Annotated in this window: 12 protein-coding genes; 6 read left to right on the forward strand and 6 right to left on the reverse strand. The window is 39.5% G+C overall.

What is annotated here, in order from left to right; genetic code table 11:
- Nucleotides 1–36 precede the first annotated feature (36 nt).
- From CYTFE_RS0107580 to CYTFE_RS0107590, 3 genes are all read right to left on the reverse strand, one after another.
- Nucleotides 37–2,505 carry an alpha-ketoacid dehydrogenase subunit alpha/beta gene (locus CYTFE_RS0107580; protein WP_027471320.1) on the reverse strand — a complete coding sequence of 823 codons (2,469 nt, stop codon included), beginning with the start codon at nt 2,503–2,505 and terminating at the stop codon, nt 37–39.
- Nucleotides 2,506–2,601: 96 nt separating this feature from the next.
- The gene (lpdA, locus tag CYTFE_RS0107585) at nt 2,602–3,963 is read right to left on the reverse strand and encodes a dihydrolipoyl dehydrogenase (protein ID WP_027471321.1); all 1,362 of its coding nucleotides are present in this window, start codon (nt 3,961–3,963) and stop codon (nt 2,602–2,604) included.
- Between the two features lie 93 nt (nt 3,964–4,056).
- On the reverse strand, nt 4,057–5,376 hold the full coding sequence (locus CYTFE_RS0107590) for a dihydrolipoamide acetyltransferase family protein (protein WP_027471322.1): 1,320 nt from the start codon (nt 5,374–5,376) through the stop codon (nt 4,057–4,059).
- Nucleotides 5,377–5,662: 286 nt separating this feature from the next.
- Here CYTFE_RS0107590 and CYTFE_RS0107595 point away from each other — a divergent pair, with 286 nt between their 5' ends.
- Nucleotides 5,663–6,382: a GntR family transcriptional regulator gene (locus CYTFE_RS0107595; protein ID WP_044212110.1), complete on the forward strand. Its 720-nt coding sequence runs from the start codon at nt 5,663–5,665 to the stop codon at nt 6,380–6,382.
- Nucleotides 6,383–6,420: 38 nt separating this feature from the next.
- Here CYTFE_RS0107595 and CYTFE_RS0107600 read toward each other — a convergent pair whose 3' ends face one another.
- The gene (locus CYTFE_RS0107600) at nt 6,421–7,329 is read right to left on the reverse strand and encodes a helix-turn-helix domain-containing protein (protein WP_027471324.1); all 909 of its coding nucleotides are present in this window, start codon (nt 7,327–7,329) and stop codon (nt 6,421–6,423) included.
- A gap of 122 nt (nt 7,330–7,451) precedes the next feature.
- On the opposite strand from CYTFE_RS0107600, the gene CYTFE_RS0107605 reads away from it, so the two are divergent.
- The 5 genes from CYTFE_RS0107605 to CYTFE_RS0107625 all read left to right on the forward strand — a co-directional run bounded on the left by CYTFE_RS0107605 (nt 7,452) and on the right by CYTFE_RS0107625 (nt 14,694).
- Entirely contained in the window at nt 7,452–9,239 is a 1,788-nt protein-coding gene (locus CYTFE_RS0107605; RefSeq protein ID WP_027471325.1) for an L-fucose isomerase, read from the forward strand.
- Between the two features lie 141 nt (nt 9,240–9,380).
- Nucleotides 9,381–10,856, forward strand: coding sequence for an L-fuculokinase (fucK, locus tag CYTFE_RS0107610; RefSeq protein WP_044262659.1), 1,476 nt, complete (start codon nt 9,381–9,383; stop codon nt 10,854–10,856).
- 3 nt (nt 10,857–10,859) lie between these two features.
- On the forward strand, nt 10,860–12,155 hold the full coding sequence (gene fucP, locus CYTFE_RS0107615) for an L-fucose:H+ symporter permease (protein ID WP_027471327.1): 1,296 nt from the start codon (nt 10,860–10,862) through the stop codon (nt 12,153–12,155).
- Between the two features lie 26 nt (nt 12,156–12,181).
- A complete protein-coding gene (locus CYTFE_RS0107620) occupies nt 12,182–13,474 on the forward strand; it encodes a class II aldolase/adducin family protein (protein ID WP_027471328.1) in 1,293 nt (430 codons plus the stop codon).
- Nucleotides 13,475–13,539: 65 nt separating this feature from the next.
- Nucleotides 13,540–14,694, forward strand: a complete 1,155-nt coding sequence (locus CYTFE_RS0107625) for an iron-containing alcohol dehydrogenase (protein ID WP_027471329.1) — start codon at nt 13,540–13,542, stop codon at nt 14,692–14,694.
- 353 nt (nt 14,695–15,047) lie between these two features.
- Here the strand turns inward: CYTFE_RS0107625 and CYTFE_RS25520 are convergent, their stop codons facing one another.
- Nucleotides 15,048–16,706, reverse strand: a complete 1,659-nt coding sequence (locus CYTFE_RS25520) for a hypothetical protein (protein WP_152541660.1) — start codon at nt 16,704–16,706, stop codon at nt 15,048–15,050.
- A gap of 93 nt (nt 16,707–16,799) precedes the next feature.
- Nucleotides 16,800–17,672 carry a tetratricopeptide repeat protein gene (locus tag CYTFE_RS0107640; protein ID WP_027471331.1) on the reverse strand — a complete coding sequence of 291 codons (873 nt, stop codon included), beginning with the start codon at nt 17,670–17,672 and terminating at the stop codon, nt 16,800–16,802.
- Nucleotides 17,673–17,700 lie beyond the last annotated feature (28 nt).

Raw genomic sequence — 17,700 nt, forward strand, 5'->3', positions numbered from 1 at the left:
TTAATGACGAATATATTTTCTAATGCACCTTCGGGATTAAACGCCCAACTTACCCCTGCGGATCATTTCGGCGTTAGTGAAATTATTTTTAACTACATGTCCCTTTAAGGGAACCATTTTTTCATGTATAGCATCCAACATCCATTCCTTGCAAGGAAAGAAGAACTCTTCTAACTCATAGGCCGGTGTAATCCAATTACGAGAGCCCACCACTACAGGAGGAGCATCCAGTTCATCAAAGGCTAATTCTGTAATTTTCTGAGCCATATCTTTCAAGAACGATCCTCGTTCATTGGCATCACTGGTTAAAAGAATGCGTCCTGTTTTTTTCAAGGAGGCAATTATCGGCTCAAAATCAAATGGTACAATTGTCCTGGCATCGATTACTTCAGCCGACATACCATATTTCTCTTCCAATTCATGAGCAGCTTCCAATGCTCGGTATAAGGTAGCACCCACCGATAATATGGTAACATCATCACCTTTCTTTTTCACATCCGGCTCACCTAATGGAATCTCATAGTATGTCTCAGGAACGCCTCCTTGATGAAACTGTTCTCCCACATCATATATTCTTTGGCTTTCAAAAAACACGACGGGGTCAGTTCCCTGAAGGGCTGTATTCATCAGGCCCTTAGCATCATAGGGTGTAGCTGGAAAACATACTTTCAATCCTGGAATATGCGCCACCAGCGATGACCAATCTTGAGAGTGCTGTGCACCATACTTTGAACCTACCGATACCCTAATAACCACAGGCATTTTAATCACATTACCTGACATAGCCTGCCACTTAGGTAATTGATTAAACACTTCATCACCACAACGCCCCAAGAAATCACAATACATAATTTCAGGAATCACCCTTCCACCACACATCGCATACCCTATGGAAGTGCCAATAATGGAAGCCTCTGAAATGGGCGAGTTAAACAAGCGTTGATATGGTAAGGCTTCTGTTAAGCCACGATAAACGGCAAAAGCACCTCCCCAATCACGATTCTCTTCACCATAAGCTACTAGCGTAGGATCCTTATAGAAACGATCTATAATAGCTTCAAACAAACCATCTCGCAATTGGTATTGCTTAATTTTTGAAAATGGTTTACCATCTTTATCAAAAGCAAACCTTTCCTTTTTTGCAATCTGCTGCACCCGAGGATTCTCTTCCATAGGATGATTCACCTCCACCTTGCGATCTTCCATCTTATCCATGCTTTCATTGGAAAACATCATATCTCCGATTAATTCCGGATGCTTCACCAAATCCATTCTAGGAGAAACGTCCTCATCGATAGCCAGCGTCATAGAATATTTCATCAATTCCACAATATCAAACTCGATGGCATTCAGTTCTTCCTGCTGGGCAATGCCGGCTTTTATTAATTCTTTACCATAGGAAGCAATACAGTCCTGCGCTTCCCAGGCTTCAATTTCTTCTTTTGAACGATACGAAGAGGCATCGGATGGAGAATGTCCACTGTAACGATAGGTCAACACATCCAACAACACAGGTCCCTTCTTCTCTTTCAGCACTTTCATCTTACGCTTATAGGCATCAATAACTGCTAATGGGTTATAGCCATCCACCCGTTCTGCGTGCAAACCATCACGATTAACACCTGCCCCAATACGAGCGGCCATATCGTATCCCATGGTTTCTCCGCAGGTCTGTCCACCCATACCATATTGGTTATTCATAATATTAAAGATAATAGGCAGTCCTCCCTTATAAGCCCCTTCCCACAATTGCTGGAACTGATCCATGGAAGCAAAAGCTAAGCCTTCCCAAACCGGACCACAGGCCATGGCAGCATCCCCAATATTGGCCACAACAATTCCTTCTTTCTGATTTACCTTTTTATAGAGTGCAGCACCTACAGCTATATCGCCCGATCCTCCTACAATGGCATTATTAGGATATACCCCCAATGGAGTAAAAAAAGCATGCATCGATCCACCCAATCCTTTATTAAAACCTGTTTCGCGAGCAAATATCTCTGCCAATGTCCCATACACCAAAAATCGTCGAGCCAACGACTTGGTATCACCTGTATGGTTTTTAGATACAATACGGAGTATGGTACCATCAAAGAAATTCTCCATCATTTCCATCAAGTCATCATCCGACATTTTAGAAATAGCAGACATGCCCTTGGCTAATATCTCACCGTGCGAACGATGAGAACCAAAGATAAAATCCTTCGCCCCTAAATGGAAAGCCATTCCTACAGCCGCTGATTCCTGCCCAATAGAAAGGTGAGCGGGTCCTGGATGGTTATACTCAATTCCATGATATTCACCCCGTATCTTAATAAGGTTCAGCATGGTTTCAAACTGACGGATCAAGGCCATATCGTGGTAAATACCCACTAACTGTTCTTTGGAATAATTTACTTTTTCTTCTTCAATGGTTTTATCATATTGATTTACCGGAATATCTTTAAATATAATTTTTCCAGATTTTCTGACCTGCACAGGATCAATAAATTGTGACTTTGGCATTTCTTTATAATTTAGATAAGAGGTAAGAATATTTTTATAAAAAAAAGCTTACCCTATTTATTAAACGAATAACAATAATATACTTTACAACAAGAGCTAGTGTCCAAAATCAAACACTGTTTCCTTAAATATCTCAGAAACGGTAGGATGTGGAAACACTACCTCTTCCAACTCTTTAAGCGTAAGTTCAGCCTCAATAGCCATACAAGCACCATAGATCATTTCACTGGATGGATTACCCAACATATGCACACCTAAGACCTCACCATATTTTGGGCCAACCAATACCTTACACATACCGGATCCACCCTCATTTTCGGCCAAAAAACGTCCCGAGTATGCCATGGGAAGTTTAGCTATTTTATACGCTATCCCCTTTGCCTTGGCCACTTCTTCACTAATACCCACTCCTGCAATTTCAGGATTGGTATACACCACTGCCGGTATAGCATGATAACGCATTTGGTCTTTTCTCCCACATAAATTATTTACTACAACCTCTCCCTCTCGGCTGGCCGTATGCGCTAATAACGAAAATCCCGTTACGTCACCAGCCGCATACACATTGGGTATATTCGTTCTCATTTTCTCATCTACCTTTATGCCTCCTTTATGCAATTCAATATTTAAATTTTCAAGACCATAACCTTCTATCACTGGTTTACGTCCAACACTCACCAATATTTTTTCAGCAGAAACAGTATGTACAGTTCCATCCTTCTGAAAAGTGACATGATTGCCATCTACCTTAGTTACTTTAGATTGTAGATTAAACTCAATACCCTTTTTAGCATACATCTGCCTAAGCATTCCGCTCAACTCTACATCCATGCCTCCCAGTATCTCATCCATCATCTCCACCACGGTAACTTTTGCTCCCAGACTGTTAAAAAAACTGGCAAACTCCATCCCAATAACACCACCACCAATAATCACCAAAGATGCTGGTCTCTGTTTCAGTTGTAATATTTCACGATTAGTAAGTATCACATCACTTAGGTTATCCAATCCGGGTATAGGGGGAATAAAAGCCTCCGATCCCGTGCATATCAGCAAGTTTGAAGCTATTATATCTTCTTGAGAAGTAGTAATTTCAATGCCCTGTTGCGTACGACCTTTGATAATAGCTTTGTCATGAATGGTTTTCACCTTAAACATTTTCATCTTGGCGCCAACACCCCCCACCAACTTATTCACCACTTTCTGTTTTCGACTCATCATTTTCGAAAAATCAAAGCCTACCTCTTTGGCCTCAATGCCATATTTGACTCCCCCAAAAGCATTATCATAAAGCTTGGCACTATATAACAATGTTTTGGTAGGTATACACCCTTCATTTAAACAGACACCACCCAACGCTTTCTTTTCTATTAAAACTACTTTTAATCCCTTGGCCCCGGCCCGCTCTGCAGCCACATATCCACCAGGCCCTCCACCAATGATTGCTAAATCATACATATATTTCATTTTTACAGTCATTAAGCAGGGATAGAATAAGGAGTCTATAGCTCCCTATCCTGAAATCCCATCTTTCTAAAAACTATTTACGAATCAAAAATCTATTTCCATTTTCTCTACTTCTATGGCTATTTGTTTTAAAAAACGAGTAGCCATTCCTCCATCTAATGCTTGATGATCATAAGTAAGACTTAATCCAATGTAAGGAACAAAACCATAAACACCTCCACCTAAATCTGCAGGTCGTGGAACGATAGTATTAACACCCAGTATCGCGACTTGAGGCAGATTAATAACCGGAGTAAACATTTCCACTCCATAATTTCCTAAGTTAGAAACGGTAAACGAGGCAGCTTCAGACGCCAATAATGATGGATCTACACTTCCCTGTCGACAGGACTCTGCTACTTCCTTAAACTGTCGCGAAAGACCCGCAATAGATAAATCATCAGCATTCTTAATCACCGGCACCATCAATCCACGATCTGTATCTACAGCCAAGCCCAAGTGGACTTTATTAAAATACTTCACACTATCACCTAAAAAATGTGCGTTGGCATCAGGAAACTTCTTTAGAGCCTTGATAACAGCCAGACATACCATATCATTAATGGTAATATTAGGCGCCCCTTCCTTGGCTTTTACTTGTTGTCTAAGTTTCATAATGCGACGTGCATCTGCACCTAAATGATGCGTGAGTTGCGCTGAATTTTGCAAGGAAGCATGCATGGCTTTTGCAATCAACTTACGTATATGTGGTAATTTCCTAATCTCATAATCTTCGGCATACACAGGATTGGTAGAAGTCAAATCCACCGCTTTCACCGTACCGGCCAACCCCGATCCGTTCCTTTCCCCTTGTAAACCTTCCGCTCTAGCCACTTCTTTTGCCAACGGTGTCATTTTAGTCCGAGACGCCAAATAGGCTTGTATATCCCTCTCTATCACCCGGCCTTCCGGACCTGTTCCTACAATTGCTTCATATGCAACAAGCTCTTTATCTGCTATTTTTTTTGCACGGGGAGAAATCTTCACCTTTTCACCTGCAACAACATCTTTACTTTGAAACTCCTTTACCTCTTCAACAACCACCTCATTATCAATAGGAATTTCCTCCACTGCCCCCTCGTTTAATACAGTAGTATTTCCGGGTTTATATTCCTCTATACTTTCTCCAGCCATACCTATTACAGCAATATTTTGCAAAACAGGAACTTCATCCCCTTCGACACAAAATACAGCTAAAAGAATACCTTCTTCGGTGGCCTCTTCTTCAAATGATGCCTTATCGGTTTCATATGCAAACAACATATCGCCTTTTTTAACTTCGTCTCCTACCTTTTTATACCATTCGGTAAATATGCAGGATTCAACGGACTGCCCTTGTCGGGGCATTATAACAACTGTAGCCATTTCTTAAAATATTTTACATCAAATTTAATTACCTCAACTTGTATTTACAAGTTAATATCAATAAAAAGCATTAACTCTTCGTATTCAATAGTTTAAACTATTTTACAAGTTACTTGTATATACATTTAAAATAACCTATCTTTACAAAACAAACAGTTAAAAGAGCATCAAATGACAAACAGGATACTGTTTAGAATAACTGAATGAGTGAAATATTTTAGTACTTTGACGCTTCCCAAAAAGAATGATTAATTTTGGCACTCTTATCGAGATATAAAGAAGAAACATGATCAATAAAAAAGGATTACCTCCATACAAAGTGGTATATGAAATATTACGCAAACGCATTACCGATGGCATCTATCAAAAAGGAGATATTCTCCCATCCGAAAACGAACTGTGCACCACCCATGAAGTAACCCGACCAACGATACGTAAAGCGTTAGACAGGCTGGTGCACGAAGGTTACATTAGAAAAAAACAAGGAAAAGGAAGCATTGTACAAGGACAACCGCACGGCGTAGGAATCTTATCACTCTCAGGAACAACTTCAGCCATTGGGAAAGAGAATCTTCAGACAAAAATAATCATTAAGCCACATTTGGAAAAATTTGAAGATAAAGCTTTTGGTTTTCCATTGCAAACGATTGAAAAAGAAGTAGGCTGCTACCGACTAGAACGTCTGCGCATTGTCAACAACAATCCGGTCTTCTACGATATCACACTCATTCCCAACATAAACATCCCGCGTTTTGCCAATAGAAATTTTGAAAACCGCTCCCTATTTGGCATTATGCGCAAAGCCTACCAAATTGAAGTAACCGGAGGAGAGCAAAAGCTATTGGCCATTTCAGCCGACGAAAAACTACAAGAATACTTCAGACTTAAATCAGAACAGCCAATACTCAGGCTCGACCGAAAAATGGAAACCAATAAAGAAGGCTTTTTCTTTTACAGCCAGGTATATTGTAACACAGCCGATTACGGCTTATACGGCACTTTTTGATTCCATCCCAATTCGACCGAGCTACTCACCAAGCACCCTTATTTTATCCCGTACTCCTTTCGGTATTTAGCCGGCGCTATACTAGTAAGCTGTTTAAATATTCTGGAAAAATGATATCTATCGGCAAACCCTGTTTTTACGGCCACTTCATCGATTGACATATTAGAGTGATGCAATAGAATACATGCCTTATCAATTCTTTTTCTTTTCACATATTTTTGAGGAGACACACCTATTTCTTCAGTGAACAAACGAGTAAAAGCATTGGTTGCCAATCGCGCCCTATTGGCCAATATCTGATTATTTAACTCTCTACCCACATTCATCTCCACATAATTTAACACCTCCAATATTCGATGATTTTTGGTTACCAAATCCCAACTTTCTTCGGGCAGCTCAGCCAGCAGATCACCAATTAAGGATTGAATAGCCAAGCTTGAATAAAAACTAAAACGTGCATTCTCGTAATTCAGATGCCTTTTAATAATCTGCAATTTTTCCCTCAGATGCTCCGTTAAGTCGAAAATATAAATACCTGGTGAAATATTATCATAAGGCATCCCAATATTAAAATGGATAAAAAGATGCAATATATACTGATCACTCAAATCTTTCATTTCCGCCAAACGAGCGCTCACCCTCCCCCCCTTCAAAGAATAGCCTATTTCTGGAATTTTATGATCATACATACGGGTAGCATAAGCTGTATTGGGAGCAATCATCACCACCTTATCGGGCGTTAATGCATATTCCTTACCATCATACATCACCATAGCCCCCTGATAACTATTATGATATATACGCCAATAAGGAAATGACAACTCTTTAAATTCCCAATGCTGCAACCACCAATACCGGCAACAATGCAATTGTAGATTATAACGAGGAAACAACTGTATTATATCAGACGGATCACCCTTATCTGGTATTTTCTTTAAAGCATCCATGGGCACAATGTTTAAAACAGATACAAATATACAACAATTGAACATTTACTTAATACCTAAAGGATCACATTTTTGTAAGGTAAAATAATACGATCAGTCACATTAAAATAATATCTACAAAAATGGCAAACAGATTAATTGGCGATTTACCGAAAGTAGGAATCAGACCGGTAATCGACGGAAGAGAAAATGGAGTACGTGAATCCTTAGAAACACAGGTAATGGATCTCGCAAAAGCAGCTGCTCAGTTTATCGAAGAAAACCTAAGGTTTCCTAGTGGTGAAAAAGTAGAATGTGTAATTGCCGACACATGTATTGGAGGTGTAGCCGAGGCAGCTATGTGTGCCAATAAATTCAAAAAAGAAGGCGTAGGCGTATCTCTTACGGTAACTCCTTGTTGGTGCTATGGAACCGAAGTGATGGATACAGATCCTTTATTGCCTAAGGCTGTTTGGGGATTTAATGGTACCGAGCGCCCCGGAGCAGTATATTTAGCTGCCGCACTGGCTGGCTACACCCAAAAAGGACTACCTACCTTTGGTATCTATGGACGCGATGTGCAAGATGCAGGTGACACCACCATACCTGCCGATGTTCAGGATAAGCTACTTCGCTTTGTAAAATCAGCACTTGCGGTGGCACAAATGAACGGTAAATCATATCTATCATTAGGGTATAGCTCCATGGGCATTGCCGGATCAATGGTAGATAGTAACTTTTTTCAGGACTATTTAGGTATCCGTACCGAATTCGTTGAGTCTGTAGAAATTTTGCGTCGTATCGACCAAGGAATCTATGACGAAGAAGAGTTCCAAAAAGCACTGGCATGGACAAAAGAAAACTGTAAAGAAGGGGAAGATAGAAATAATCCGGAAGACCAAATAGATCAAGCACAGAAAGAGGTAGAATGGGAGTTGGTTATTAAAATGACTTTGATTTGCCGGGATATGATGATTGGCAATCAAAAACTAATTGACAAAGGATATAGAGAAGAAGGACTGGGTAGAAACGCCATTTTAGGTGGTTTCCAGGGACAACGCCAATGGACTGATTATAAACCAAATGCAGACTTTACTGAAGCGATTTTAAATTCTTCTTTCGACTGGAATGGTATACGTCAAGCCTTTGTTTTTGCAACTGAAAACGATAGTCTCAACAGTGTATCTATGTTATTTGGGCACCTACTGAGTAATACAGCTCAAATATTTTCTGATGTTAGAACATACTGGAGCCCCGATGCCATAAAACGTGTTACCGGCAAAGAACTAACAGGACTTGCAAAAGGTGGTATCATCCACTTAATCAATTCTGGTTCTACCACATTAGATGCAACCGCACAACAAAGAGATGCAGACGGCAATCCTGTTATGAAACCATTCTGGGAAATAACAGAAGAAGAAGCACAAAAATGTTTAGATAATACAGTATGGCCCCCTGCTAACCGGGGATATTTTAGAGGAGGCGGTTTTTCTTCTTTATTTAAAACGGAAGGAGAAATGCCTGTTACCATGTGTCGTTTAAATATGGTCAAAGGACAAGGGCCTGTGCTTCAGATTGCGGAGGGATGGACCGTTGAGTTACCAGAAGACATCCATCAGGTATTGAACGAAAGAACCGACCCAACCTGGCCAACAACCTGGTTTGTACCCAGAACCAATGGAGAAGGTGCTTTTAAAGATGTATATTCAGTTATGGCTAACTGGGGAGCAAATCACGGAGCTATTAGTTACGGACATATTGGTGCCGACCTGATTACTTTGGCCTCCATGCTCCGCATACCCGTGAATATGCACAATGTGTCGGAAGACAAAATATTCCGTCCTAGCGCATGGTCTGCATTTGGTGAGGATAAAGAAGGATCTGATTATAGAGCTTGTGCCACCTATGGGCCATTATACGGCATGAAATAATTTTAATTTTAAAACCAATAATCTACCACGGACTTTCTTAAGGCAACATTATCCAGTTTAAATACAGGGCAAAAAATTGATAATGAACCAATCGTAGTATTGACAAATGCGCTTAAGAAAGTCCTGCTTAGATACTCTGATATGCATAAAAAAGATATAGCAATAGTTTTTGACTGTGGCGCCACTAACGTTCGGGTAATCGCAATGGACAAGACCGGCAACATATTAGCCTCACATGCCATGCCCAACGAAACTGATGAAGATCCTTATTTTCCGGGAGGTAGAATATGGGATTTGGAAAAATTATGGAGCAAGCTATGTAAAGCTGCAAAAATTGTTACCGGAGAAATTGATACAGAACGTATTATTGGTACTACCGTCACCACTTTTGGAGTAGACGGAGCCTTTACGGACAAAAAGGGTGAGATACTTTATCCAGTTATTTCATGGCAATGCCAACGTACTGCACCTATCATGAATCACATCGATAAATATATACCACTGGAAGAGGTATATAAGTGCAGTGGCGTATACCCTTATGCATTTAACACCATCAATAAAATGATCTGGTTTAAAGAAAACAGACCGGACATTATTGAAAAAGCGCATCGTTTTTTATTTATACCTTCATTATTAATCCACAAATTAACCGGATCGTTACTAAACGAATCCACCATGATGGGCACCTCCATGATGGCTGATTTAAAAAAACGAGATTTTTCTAACAAAATATTAAAAACATTACACCTAGATAAAGAGATATTTGGACCCATTGCCAATCCGGGTGACAAAGCCGGTGAAGTAACACTGGAGTCATCTCAAATTACAGGTATTCCCCAAGGCACTCCTGCATTTTTAGCTGGTCATGACACTCAGTTTGCCATATTTGGATCCGGAGCGCAGTTAAATCAACCAGTATTAAGTTCGGGCACTTGGGAAATATTGATGACCCGAAGTAAATCTTTCTCAGCATCACAACACGACCTAGCCAACAACTTAACAACCGAAGCAGACTCAATACCTGATGTATACAACATTGGACAAAACTGGTTAGGCTCTGGCGTACTGGAATGGTTCTCTCGCAATTTCTATCCCGAATTAACAGGAGATCAACTATACCAAAAAATGATCAAAGATGCAGAACAAGAACTTCCCGGAGCACAAGGCATTACAGTAGACCCTGCATTTTACGATGATGGATCCAGCGTAAATTCAGGTACCATCACAGGCTTGACCATCGGTACAAAAAGAGGACAACTATACCGGGCTTTTCTGGAGAGCCTCGCCTTCAGGCTGCGTGAAGGACTTGAAGCACTAGAAACAGCCGGAAACTTTAAAGCAGAAAGAATTATATGCGTAGGCGGTGGGTCCAAGAACAAGTTATGGAACCAACTACGAGCCGACATTTGCAATACCCCTATTCAACTAATTGATCAAAAAGAAACTACAGTATTGGGAGCATCTATGTTTGTATTTGCCGGAGCGGGCATTTTCAAATCTGCCGAAGAAGCACGTAAAAACATCACTTACAACCCTCAGGTAATTTACCCTTCCGACAACAGAAAAGTATACGACCAACTGTATAGCAACTATTTAACCTTTAAAAAATCAATCTAAATCATGTCAACTCAAATTAAAGTTGTTGAAAAAAAATATCTCGTTCCCTTTATCATTATTACTAGTTTGTTTGCCTTGTGGGGTTTTGCCAATGATATTACCAACCCCATGGTAGCCGCATTTAAAACGGTCATGGAGCTCACGAACACCAAAGCAACGCTGATACAATTTGCTTTTTATGGTGGATACACCACGATGGCTATACCTGCAGCCTTATTCGCACAAAAATATAGCTATAAAAAGGGTGTCTTACTGGGCTTAAGCTTATATGCCACAGGTGCTTTATTATTTTATCCGGCAGCCCAGTTACAAATGTTTGGCTTTTTTGTCGGATCATTGTATATATTAACATTTGGCCTTGCATTTCTAGAAACAACATGTAACCCTTTTATTCTTTCTTTGGGAGCCAAAGAAACAGCTACACGTCGTTTAAATCTGGCTCAATCCTTTAACCCTATGGGATCTTTTTTAGGGATGATTGTGGCAGCCAGGTTTGTCTTGGCCAACTTAAATGCAGATAAACATTTTGATAAAGCAAATAATAAAATTGAATTCTCAACCTTAAATGAAGCAACAAAAGCAATGGATAGATTACATGATTTAGCTGTAATCAGAGATCCCTATGTTGCCTTAGGTCTAGTAGTACTAGCCATGCTAGTGGTGATTGCTGTGGTTAAAATGCCCGACACTGCCCATCACGAACAAATACACCCACTCCAGTCCATGAAGAGACTGATGAAAAACAAGGTATATAGAACTGGCGTAATTGCACAAATAGCTTATGTGGCTGCTCAAATCATGTGCTGGACATTTATCATTCAGTATGCTGAGAATTTAGGACTAAGCAAAGAAGCAGGGCAGTACCATAATATGGTTGCCATGGGAATGTTCATTCTCAGCCGTTTAGTCAGTACATTTATTTTAAAATACGTCAATGCCAGTAAGTTATTAATGTGGTTCGCCATTGGAGGCATAACAACTACAGCAGGTGCTATTTTAATAGTTGGCTTACCCGGCTTATACTGCTTAGTTGCCACATCCATATTTATGTCATTAATGTTCCCTACTATCTATGGTATTGCATTGGGAAACGTTGGTCAGGATACCACATTAGGATCTGCCGGTCTTGTGATGGCTATTGTTGGAGGCGCTATTATGCCAATGTTACAAGCTATGATTATGGATTTAAAAACGGTTGGACCCTTACCTGCGGTTAATGCATCCTTTATCTTGCCTTTATTGTGCTTTGTAGTGATTGCATTATACGGAAAGTACTCTTATACAATATTAAATAAATAATAAATCATTCATTAAAAAACAAGACAATGTCTGTTAGAAATTTAAATTTATTACATCCTCGTGATCAAATTATTATGATCATCAACAGGATATATCAAAAAGGTTTAACCACAACATCAGGAGGCAATATCTCCATTATGGATGAAAGCGGCGATATGTGGGTTACACCTTCGGGAGTGGACAAAGGTTCATTGAAACCCAGCGATATTATGTGTGTAAAGGCAGACGGAACAATGGTTGGTCCACACAAACCTTCCATGGAATATCCTTTTCATAAGGCTATCTATTCGGAACGTCCAGATATAAAATCAGTAGTACATGCCCATCCACCAGCCCTAGTAGCCTTTAGTATTGTTCGACAAATACCCAATACCAATGTGATCCCACAGGTAAAGCAAGTTTGTGGCCCGATTGGATACGCTAAATATGCCATTCCAGGAAGTAGTGATTTGGGAGATTCCATCTCAGAACAATTCCAAAAGGGTTTTGATTCTGTCATCATGGAAAACCATGGTGCTGTTGTGGGTGGAAAAAATGTAATCAAAGCCTACGAACGCTTTGAAACACTGGAATTTGCATGTAGAACACTGATCAATTCAAAGATTATTGGTGAACCCCAATTCCTAACTGAGGAACAAATATTTGGTTTTAACAACCAGATACCTACAGATCATCCCAAAATGGAAACCGTCACACATACGTCGGACGAAAAGGAACTACGCCAACAAATAAAAGATATGGTACGTCGTGCTTGTGATCAAGGATTGATGATGAGTACTTATGGAACCATATCGGTGCGTTGGAAAGGAAATGACTTTTTAATTACACCAACCGACGCCACAAGATGGGATTTGCAAGCTAACGATATTGTACAAGTAAAAGGTGGACTCTGCGAACCTAACAAAGTTCCCAGTCGTTCTACATGGCTACACCAAAAAATTTATGAGATGAATCCGGAAATAAATGCGATCATCTTAACTCAACCAGAATATTTGATGGCTTACGGTGTTGCTCACAAAAAGGTAGATGTCAGAACTATTCCCGAGAGCTGGATATTCTTACAAGATATGGAAAATGTACCCTTCGGGTCACATTTTTTAAGTAACGATACCATACCTCAAAAAGTATCTGCAGCTAATCCAGGAGTAATCATAGAAAATGATTCCGTACTCATGACCGGTAATTCACTTTTGCAAGCATTTGATCGTTTAGAAGTTGCTGAATTCAGTGCTAAATCACTGGTAATGGGAACATCATTAGGAGCTTTTGCCCCAATGAATGAAAATGAAATTGACGATTTACGTAAAGCATTCTTTTAATAAACTAAAGAGCCTCTTCATTAAAAGGAGGCTCTTTTACGATTAGCACTCCAAAATAAACAAGCATGTTAGAAAAAAGAAGAATCTATTTACCACCATTAAGTTTGGTAGGCCCAGGTGTAATCGCCGATTTGGCTGAAGAAATTAAGGACTTAAATTGCCATAAAGTACTTATTGTGACCGACAAGATCTTAAATGAACTTGGTGTTGTCAAAAAAGTCACTGATTTATTAGACACCCAGAAAGTAAATTATGTAATTTTTGACGAAGTTAAACCCAACCCTACCTGTGCCAATGTAAATGATGCCTTAGCTGTATTCAAAGAAAACGGCTGTGATTATATTCTTACTATAGGAGGCGGTTCTCCTCAAGATTGTGGTAAAGCAGTGGGTATTTTAGCCACCAACGGTGGAGAGATTAAGGACTACGAAGGAATTAATATCTCAAAGAAAAAAGCAATTCCTACGGCTGCCATTAACACAACCGCAGGAACAGCAAGTGAGGTAACCATCAACTATGTGATTACCGACGAGGAACGTAAAGTTAAAATGGTAATGGTGGACAAAAACTGTTTGGTTTCAATTGCCGTTAATGATCCTGAACTGATGCTCAATAAGCCAGCTCCTTTAACTGCAGCAACAGGCATGGATGCCTTAACCCACGCCATTGAAGCATATGTCTCGGTTGGAGCATTCCCATGGTCTGATCATATGGCTTTGTATGCCATTGAATTGATTGCAGAAAGCCTTCGTGATGCTGTAAAGGATGGTAAAAACCTGGAAGCTCGCAGCAAAATGGCTTGGGCACAATTTATTGCCGGACAGGCATTTTCTAACTGCGGACTAGGATTTGTTCACTCAGCTGCTCACCAATTAGGAGGACAATACAATACGCCTCACGGTGTAGCCAATGCGGTTTTATTGCCACATGTGGAAAGGTTCAACCTCTCTGCTTGTCCTGAAAAATTTGCTAAAATAGCAAAAGCGATGGGTGTAGATACCTCAACAATGAGCACCGAAGAAGCAGCTGAATCAGCACTAGACGCAATTTCACAGTTATCGAAAGACGTTGGAATACCGTCCGGCATTAAAGAACTTGGGGCTAAAGCTGAAGATTTTGAATTAATGGCTAAAAATGCTCTGGCGGATGTTTGTACCGGAGGAAACCCCAAAGAAATATCTTTAGAAGATGCAATGGCAATTTATGAAAATGCCATGTAAAGCTAGAATCACTTTTTTTTCATTATAGTTTTTTTCTATTTTAATCCCTGAGAAACGATTGAACACGCTTTTTTCTCAGGGATTTTTTCTTACTAAGTAAAAATAAGGCTAGTAAATGTGGCAAGGATATTTACACTAATTGCTTTGTCGTGATCCATTACACCACACAACAGACGCTTAATTAGTGGCTGCAAGAAAACGACCATTTTTTCTGTCTTTGATAAGAAAGCTTCAAAGACAAGGCTTTCGATATTTTTGAAACCAAGGAGTTTACTGATTGTAAATGACTGTTTCAAAAATGAGAATAACGCAGTATTTGGAGTTTTCTTGCAAAGACTAATTAATAACTTACCTTATCTCATGTATTTTTTACGTAATTCATTTACCTTCTCATGCGCATTTTGAGCAATATGTCTTTTGAAATTTTGTGTGTATAAAGTAGCCAAGGAGTCGTACCTTGAGGGTAGTTTTTTATAGTTAGCCCAAGCTTTATCATAAGCCTTTATCCATTTCACAACCGCCTTGTCATTACCTGTCGCTTCGGCATAGGACATATATACCAATGTTCGATAAATTTCATACAATTCTAAGCCATATAGAGCTGAACCAATTGCATGTTGACGTGACTCTTCATTTTCCCAATGAATACTTTTGGCCAGCTTCACAATTTTCTTCCACATAGCAACCGACTCATCCTTTTGTTTCAGGTTTCGCATTTGCGCTATTTCATTCTGAGGGGTCTTCGGCCAAGAAATACCCTGATCCCTTGTCCACCATGTATCCATATCACGATAAGTAGTATTTCGACCACGTACCACCGCATCAGCCGAGAGCAAACAAAGATTTCTAAATTTGGCCACATCATCACCTTTAAGATGAATACGTTCTGTGGCATATCTATTTAAGATATGTTCCTCTGTTTGTTTCGTATCATTTGCCCATTGTGCCATAACCCACGCATTTACATCACACCACATCTCATTTTTTATGTAGGGTCCATTCCAGCCCCCTCCTCTGGTCCACGTCCAAATACCAGCATATAAATCAGGTCGTTTCTCCACAAATTCAGCAAGACTATTTATCATTTCCTCAGGCATGCGTTCATGTTCTTCAAAACCATTGATCACTCCATTGGCTATGTAATTAGGGTAAGCTCCCTTACCTTCGTACTCACGAGCACACTGTACTTCTATTATTTGCTTATGACGCCCCTGTCCGATCACCTTACTAAACGGATTGCCTCTATGAAAATCACCCTCGCAATGTTTAATACTGATGGTTAAGTTCCGGTGAGGTTCAATCGCGGCATTCACCTTCAAATAAGTGTTCAAATTAACATCAAAAGATCGCCATGTACGAAAAATTAGTTGCTTATCTCTTTGCACACAAATCTCTTCACGCAATATTTTCATCAGAGGAATGATGGTATTATCTGCGTCTTGTCTATTCTGAATAGCCCCCCTATGATAGGGCGCATCATGAAGATAAGTTTCTCCAATGCGCACTACCAAGCCATCCATCTCAGGAAATTGATCAAATATTTCTCGAATTTCAGCTCTTATATACTTTTCAGTTAGTGGATCATTGGGATTACCAAAGGTATCTTCCATACCATACTTTTCTATTAACCTTTTCGGAAATAAGACAAGATCCGACATAGCATATACACCAATACCTTGCGCTTTAGCAGCCTTATACATTTCTTTAATTTGTACAGCCTTTTTATCAACCCATTCCCGATCAGCAGAACCTTTGGGTAAAATTTCTTTATCCACAGACTCCCAATGAATAGCCAAAGCTGGTGATTCAAAAAGAAAATAGACTTTTCCATTATAACCCATTTCTTTTATTACCTCTGGATTATTATATGCAGAAACATAAGGTTCTTCACCTGGATTATGATGCACCATATCAAGTACAAATGGCGTATTTTCTAATCCTTGAGACCATATCGTGTTTATGCTGAAGCATAAACAAAAAACAATCAATAATTTATTTTTTTGATTCATCATTAAATGGGTTAATCAATAATTTTGGCCTACACTGCCACTAATATGCGACACACCATGTACGTTAAAACACAAAGACATACACTTAATTTACAATTATTTATACTTTTGCGCCTTTTCTTTTTCTCCTAAACGAGTATAGACCGCATAAAGCATCTTTTTAAGGTTAGGATCTTGTTTTTTCTCATAAGCTTTAGAAAGATAAGTTTCTGCCTCTCTGTAAATAACTTTAGCTCCTTCCAATGATTTAATGTATTTAGAATAATCAACCCTGGACGGTTTGGCAATGGCCTCATAAGCCTTTTTCTTTTTAGCATATACAGCATTTCCTTTTTCAAAAAGAATCTGACCTAAACGCATATTCGCCGAAGTATAATCTGGATCCTTCTGTAGTGCTACTTTATAAACCTCTTCAGCACTATCTATTTGTCCAGTACTCTGAAAACCTAGTCCTTTATAATATGGATACTTAGGCGAATCGGGAAACCACTGCATTAACTTATCCGATGACACCAATAACTTATCGTATTGTTTTGTCCTTAAATAATGGGTACATAAACTCCGTTCTACATCCCACTCAAATTCAGGAAAATACTTCCCTTTTTCCAACAACATCCATTCGTGTAAATCATTTTGCTTGGCTGTTTTAGCCAAAGCTATCGCCTTGTCATAAATAGATAACTCCAGCACCTTATATTTCAATGCTTTTGTATAATGTTCAAGTGCCTCCTGAATATTACCTATCTCTTCATAGCAGATCCCTGCATAACCATATCCTTCGCCCACCTGAGCAGAATCCCCCTCTCCTGTTTCAAAAGCTGCCTTGTATTTTAACAGTGCACCGTTATAGTCTTGCGCTACCACCAAAGCTTTAGCACTACTATAAAGCGCACTTACGTCTTGTGCCTTGGCTTGATGGAATAAAAAAAACAATAATACGGGTATCATTAAATTTCTAACTCTCTTCATAATTCTTTTATATTTTTCTTACAATAGT

It is taken from the genome of Saccharicrinis fermentans DSM 9555 = JCM 21142 (assembly GCF_000517085.1).
Lineage (GTDB): Bacteria > Bacteroidota > Bacteroidia > Bacteroidales > Marinilabiliaceae > Saccharicrinis > Saccharicrinis fermentans.

Coding starts and splice junctions, on each gene's coding strand:
- CYTFE_RS0107580 (WP_027471320.1), bottom strand. CDS start 2,505: ATGCCAAAGTCACAATTTATTGATCCTGTGCAGGTCAGAAAATCTGGA.
- lpdA (WP_027471321.1), bottom strand. CDS start 3,963: ATGTATGATTTAGCAATCATTGGTGGAGGGCCTGGTGGATATGTGGCT.
- CYTFE_RS0107590 (WP_027471322.1), bottom strand. CDS start 5,376: ATGGCTACAGTTGTTATAATGCCCCGACAAGGGCAGTCCGTTGAATCC.
- CYTFE_RS0107595 (WP_044212110.1), top strand. CDS start 5,663: ATGATCAATAAAAAAGGATTACCTCCATACAAAGTGGTATATGAAATA.
- CYTFE_RS0107600 (WP_027471324.1), bottom strand. CDS start 7,329: ATGGATGCTTTAAAGAAAATACCAGATAAGGGTGATCCGTCTGATATA.
- CYTFE_RS0107605 (WP_027471325.1), top strand. CDS start 7,452: ATGGCAAACAGATTAATTGGCGATTTACCGAAAGTAGGAATCAGACCG.
- fucK (WP_044262659.1), top strand. CDS start 9,381: ATGCATAAAAAAGATATAGCAATAGTTTTTGACTGTGGCGCCACTAAC.
- fucP (WP_027471327.1), top strand. CDS start 10,860: ATGTCAACTCAAATTAAAGTTGTTGAAAAAAAATATCTCGTTCCCTTT.
- CYTFE_RS0107620 (WP_027471328.1), top strand. CDS start 12,182: ATGTCTGTTAGAAATTTAAATTTATTACATCCTCGTGATCAAATTATT.
- CYTFE_RS0107625 (WP_027471329.1), top strand. CDS start 13,540: ATGTTAGAAAAAAGAAGAATCTATTTACCACCATTAAGTTTGGTAGGC.
- CYTFE_RS25520 (WP_152541660.1), bottom strand. CDS start 16,706: ATGATGAATCAAAAAAATAAATTATTGATTGTTTTTTGTTTATGCTTC.
- CYTFE_RS0107640 (WP_027471331.1), bottom strand. CDS start 17,672: ATGAAGAGAGTTAGAAATTTAATGATACCCGTATTATTGTTTTTTTTA.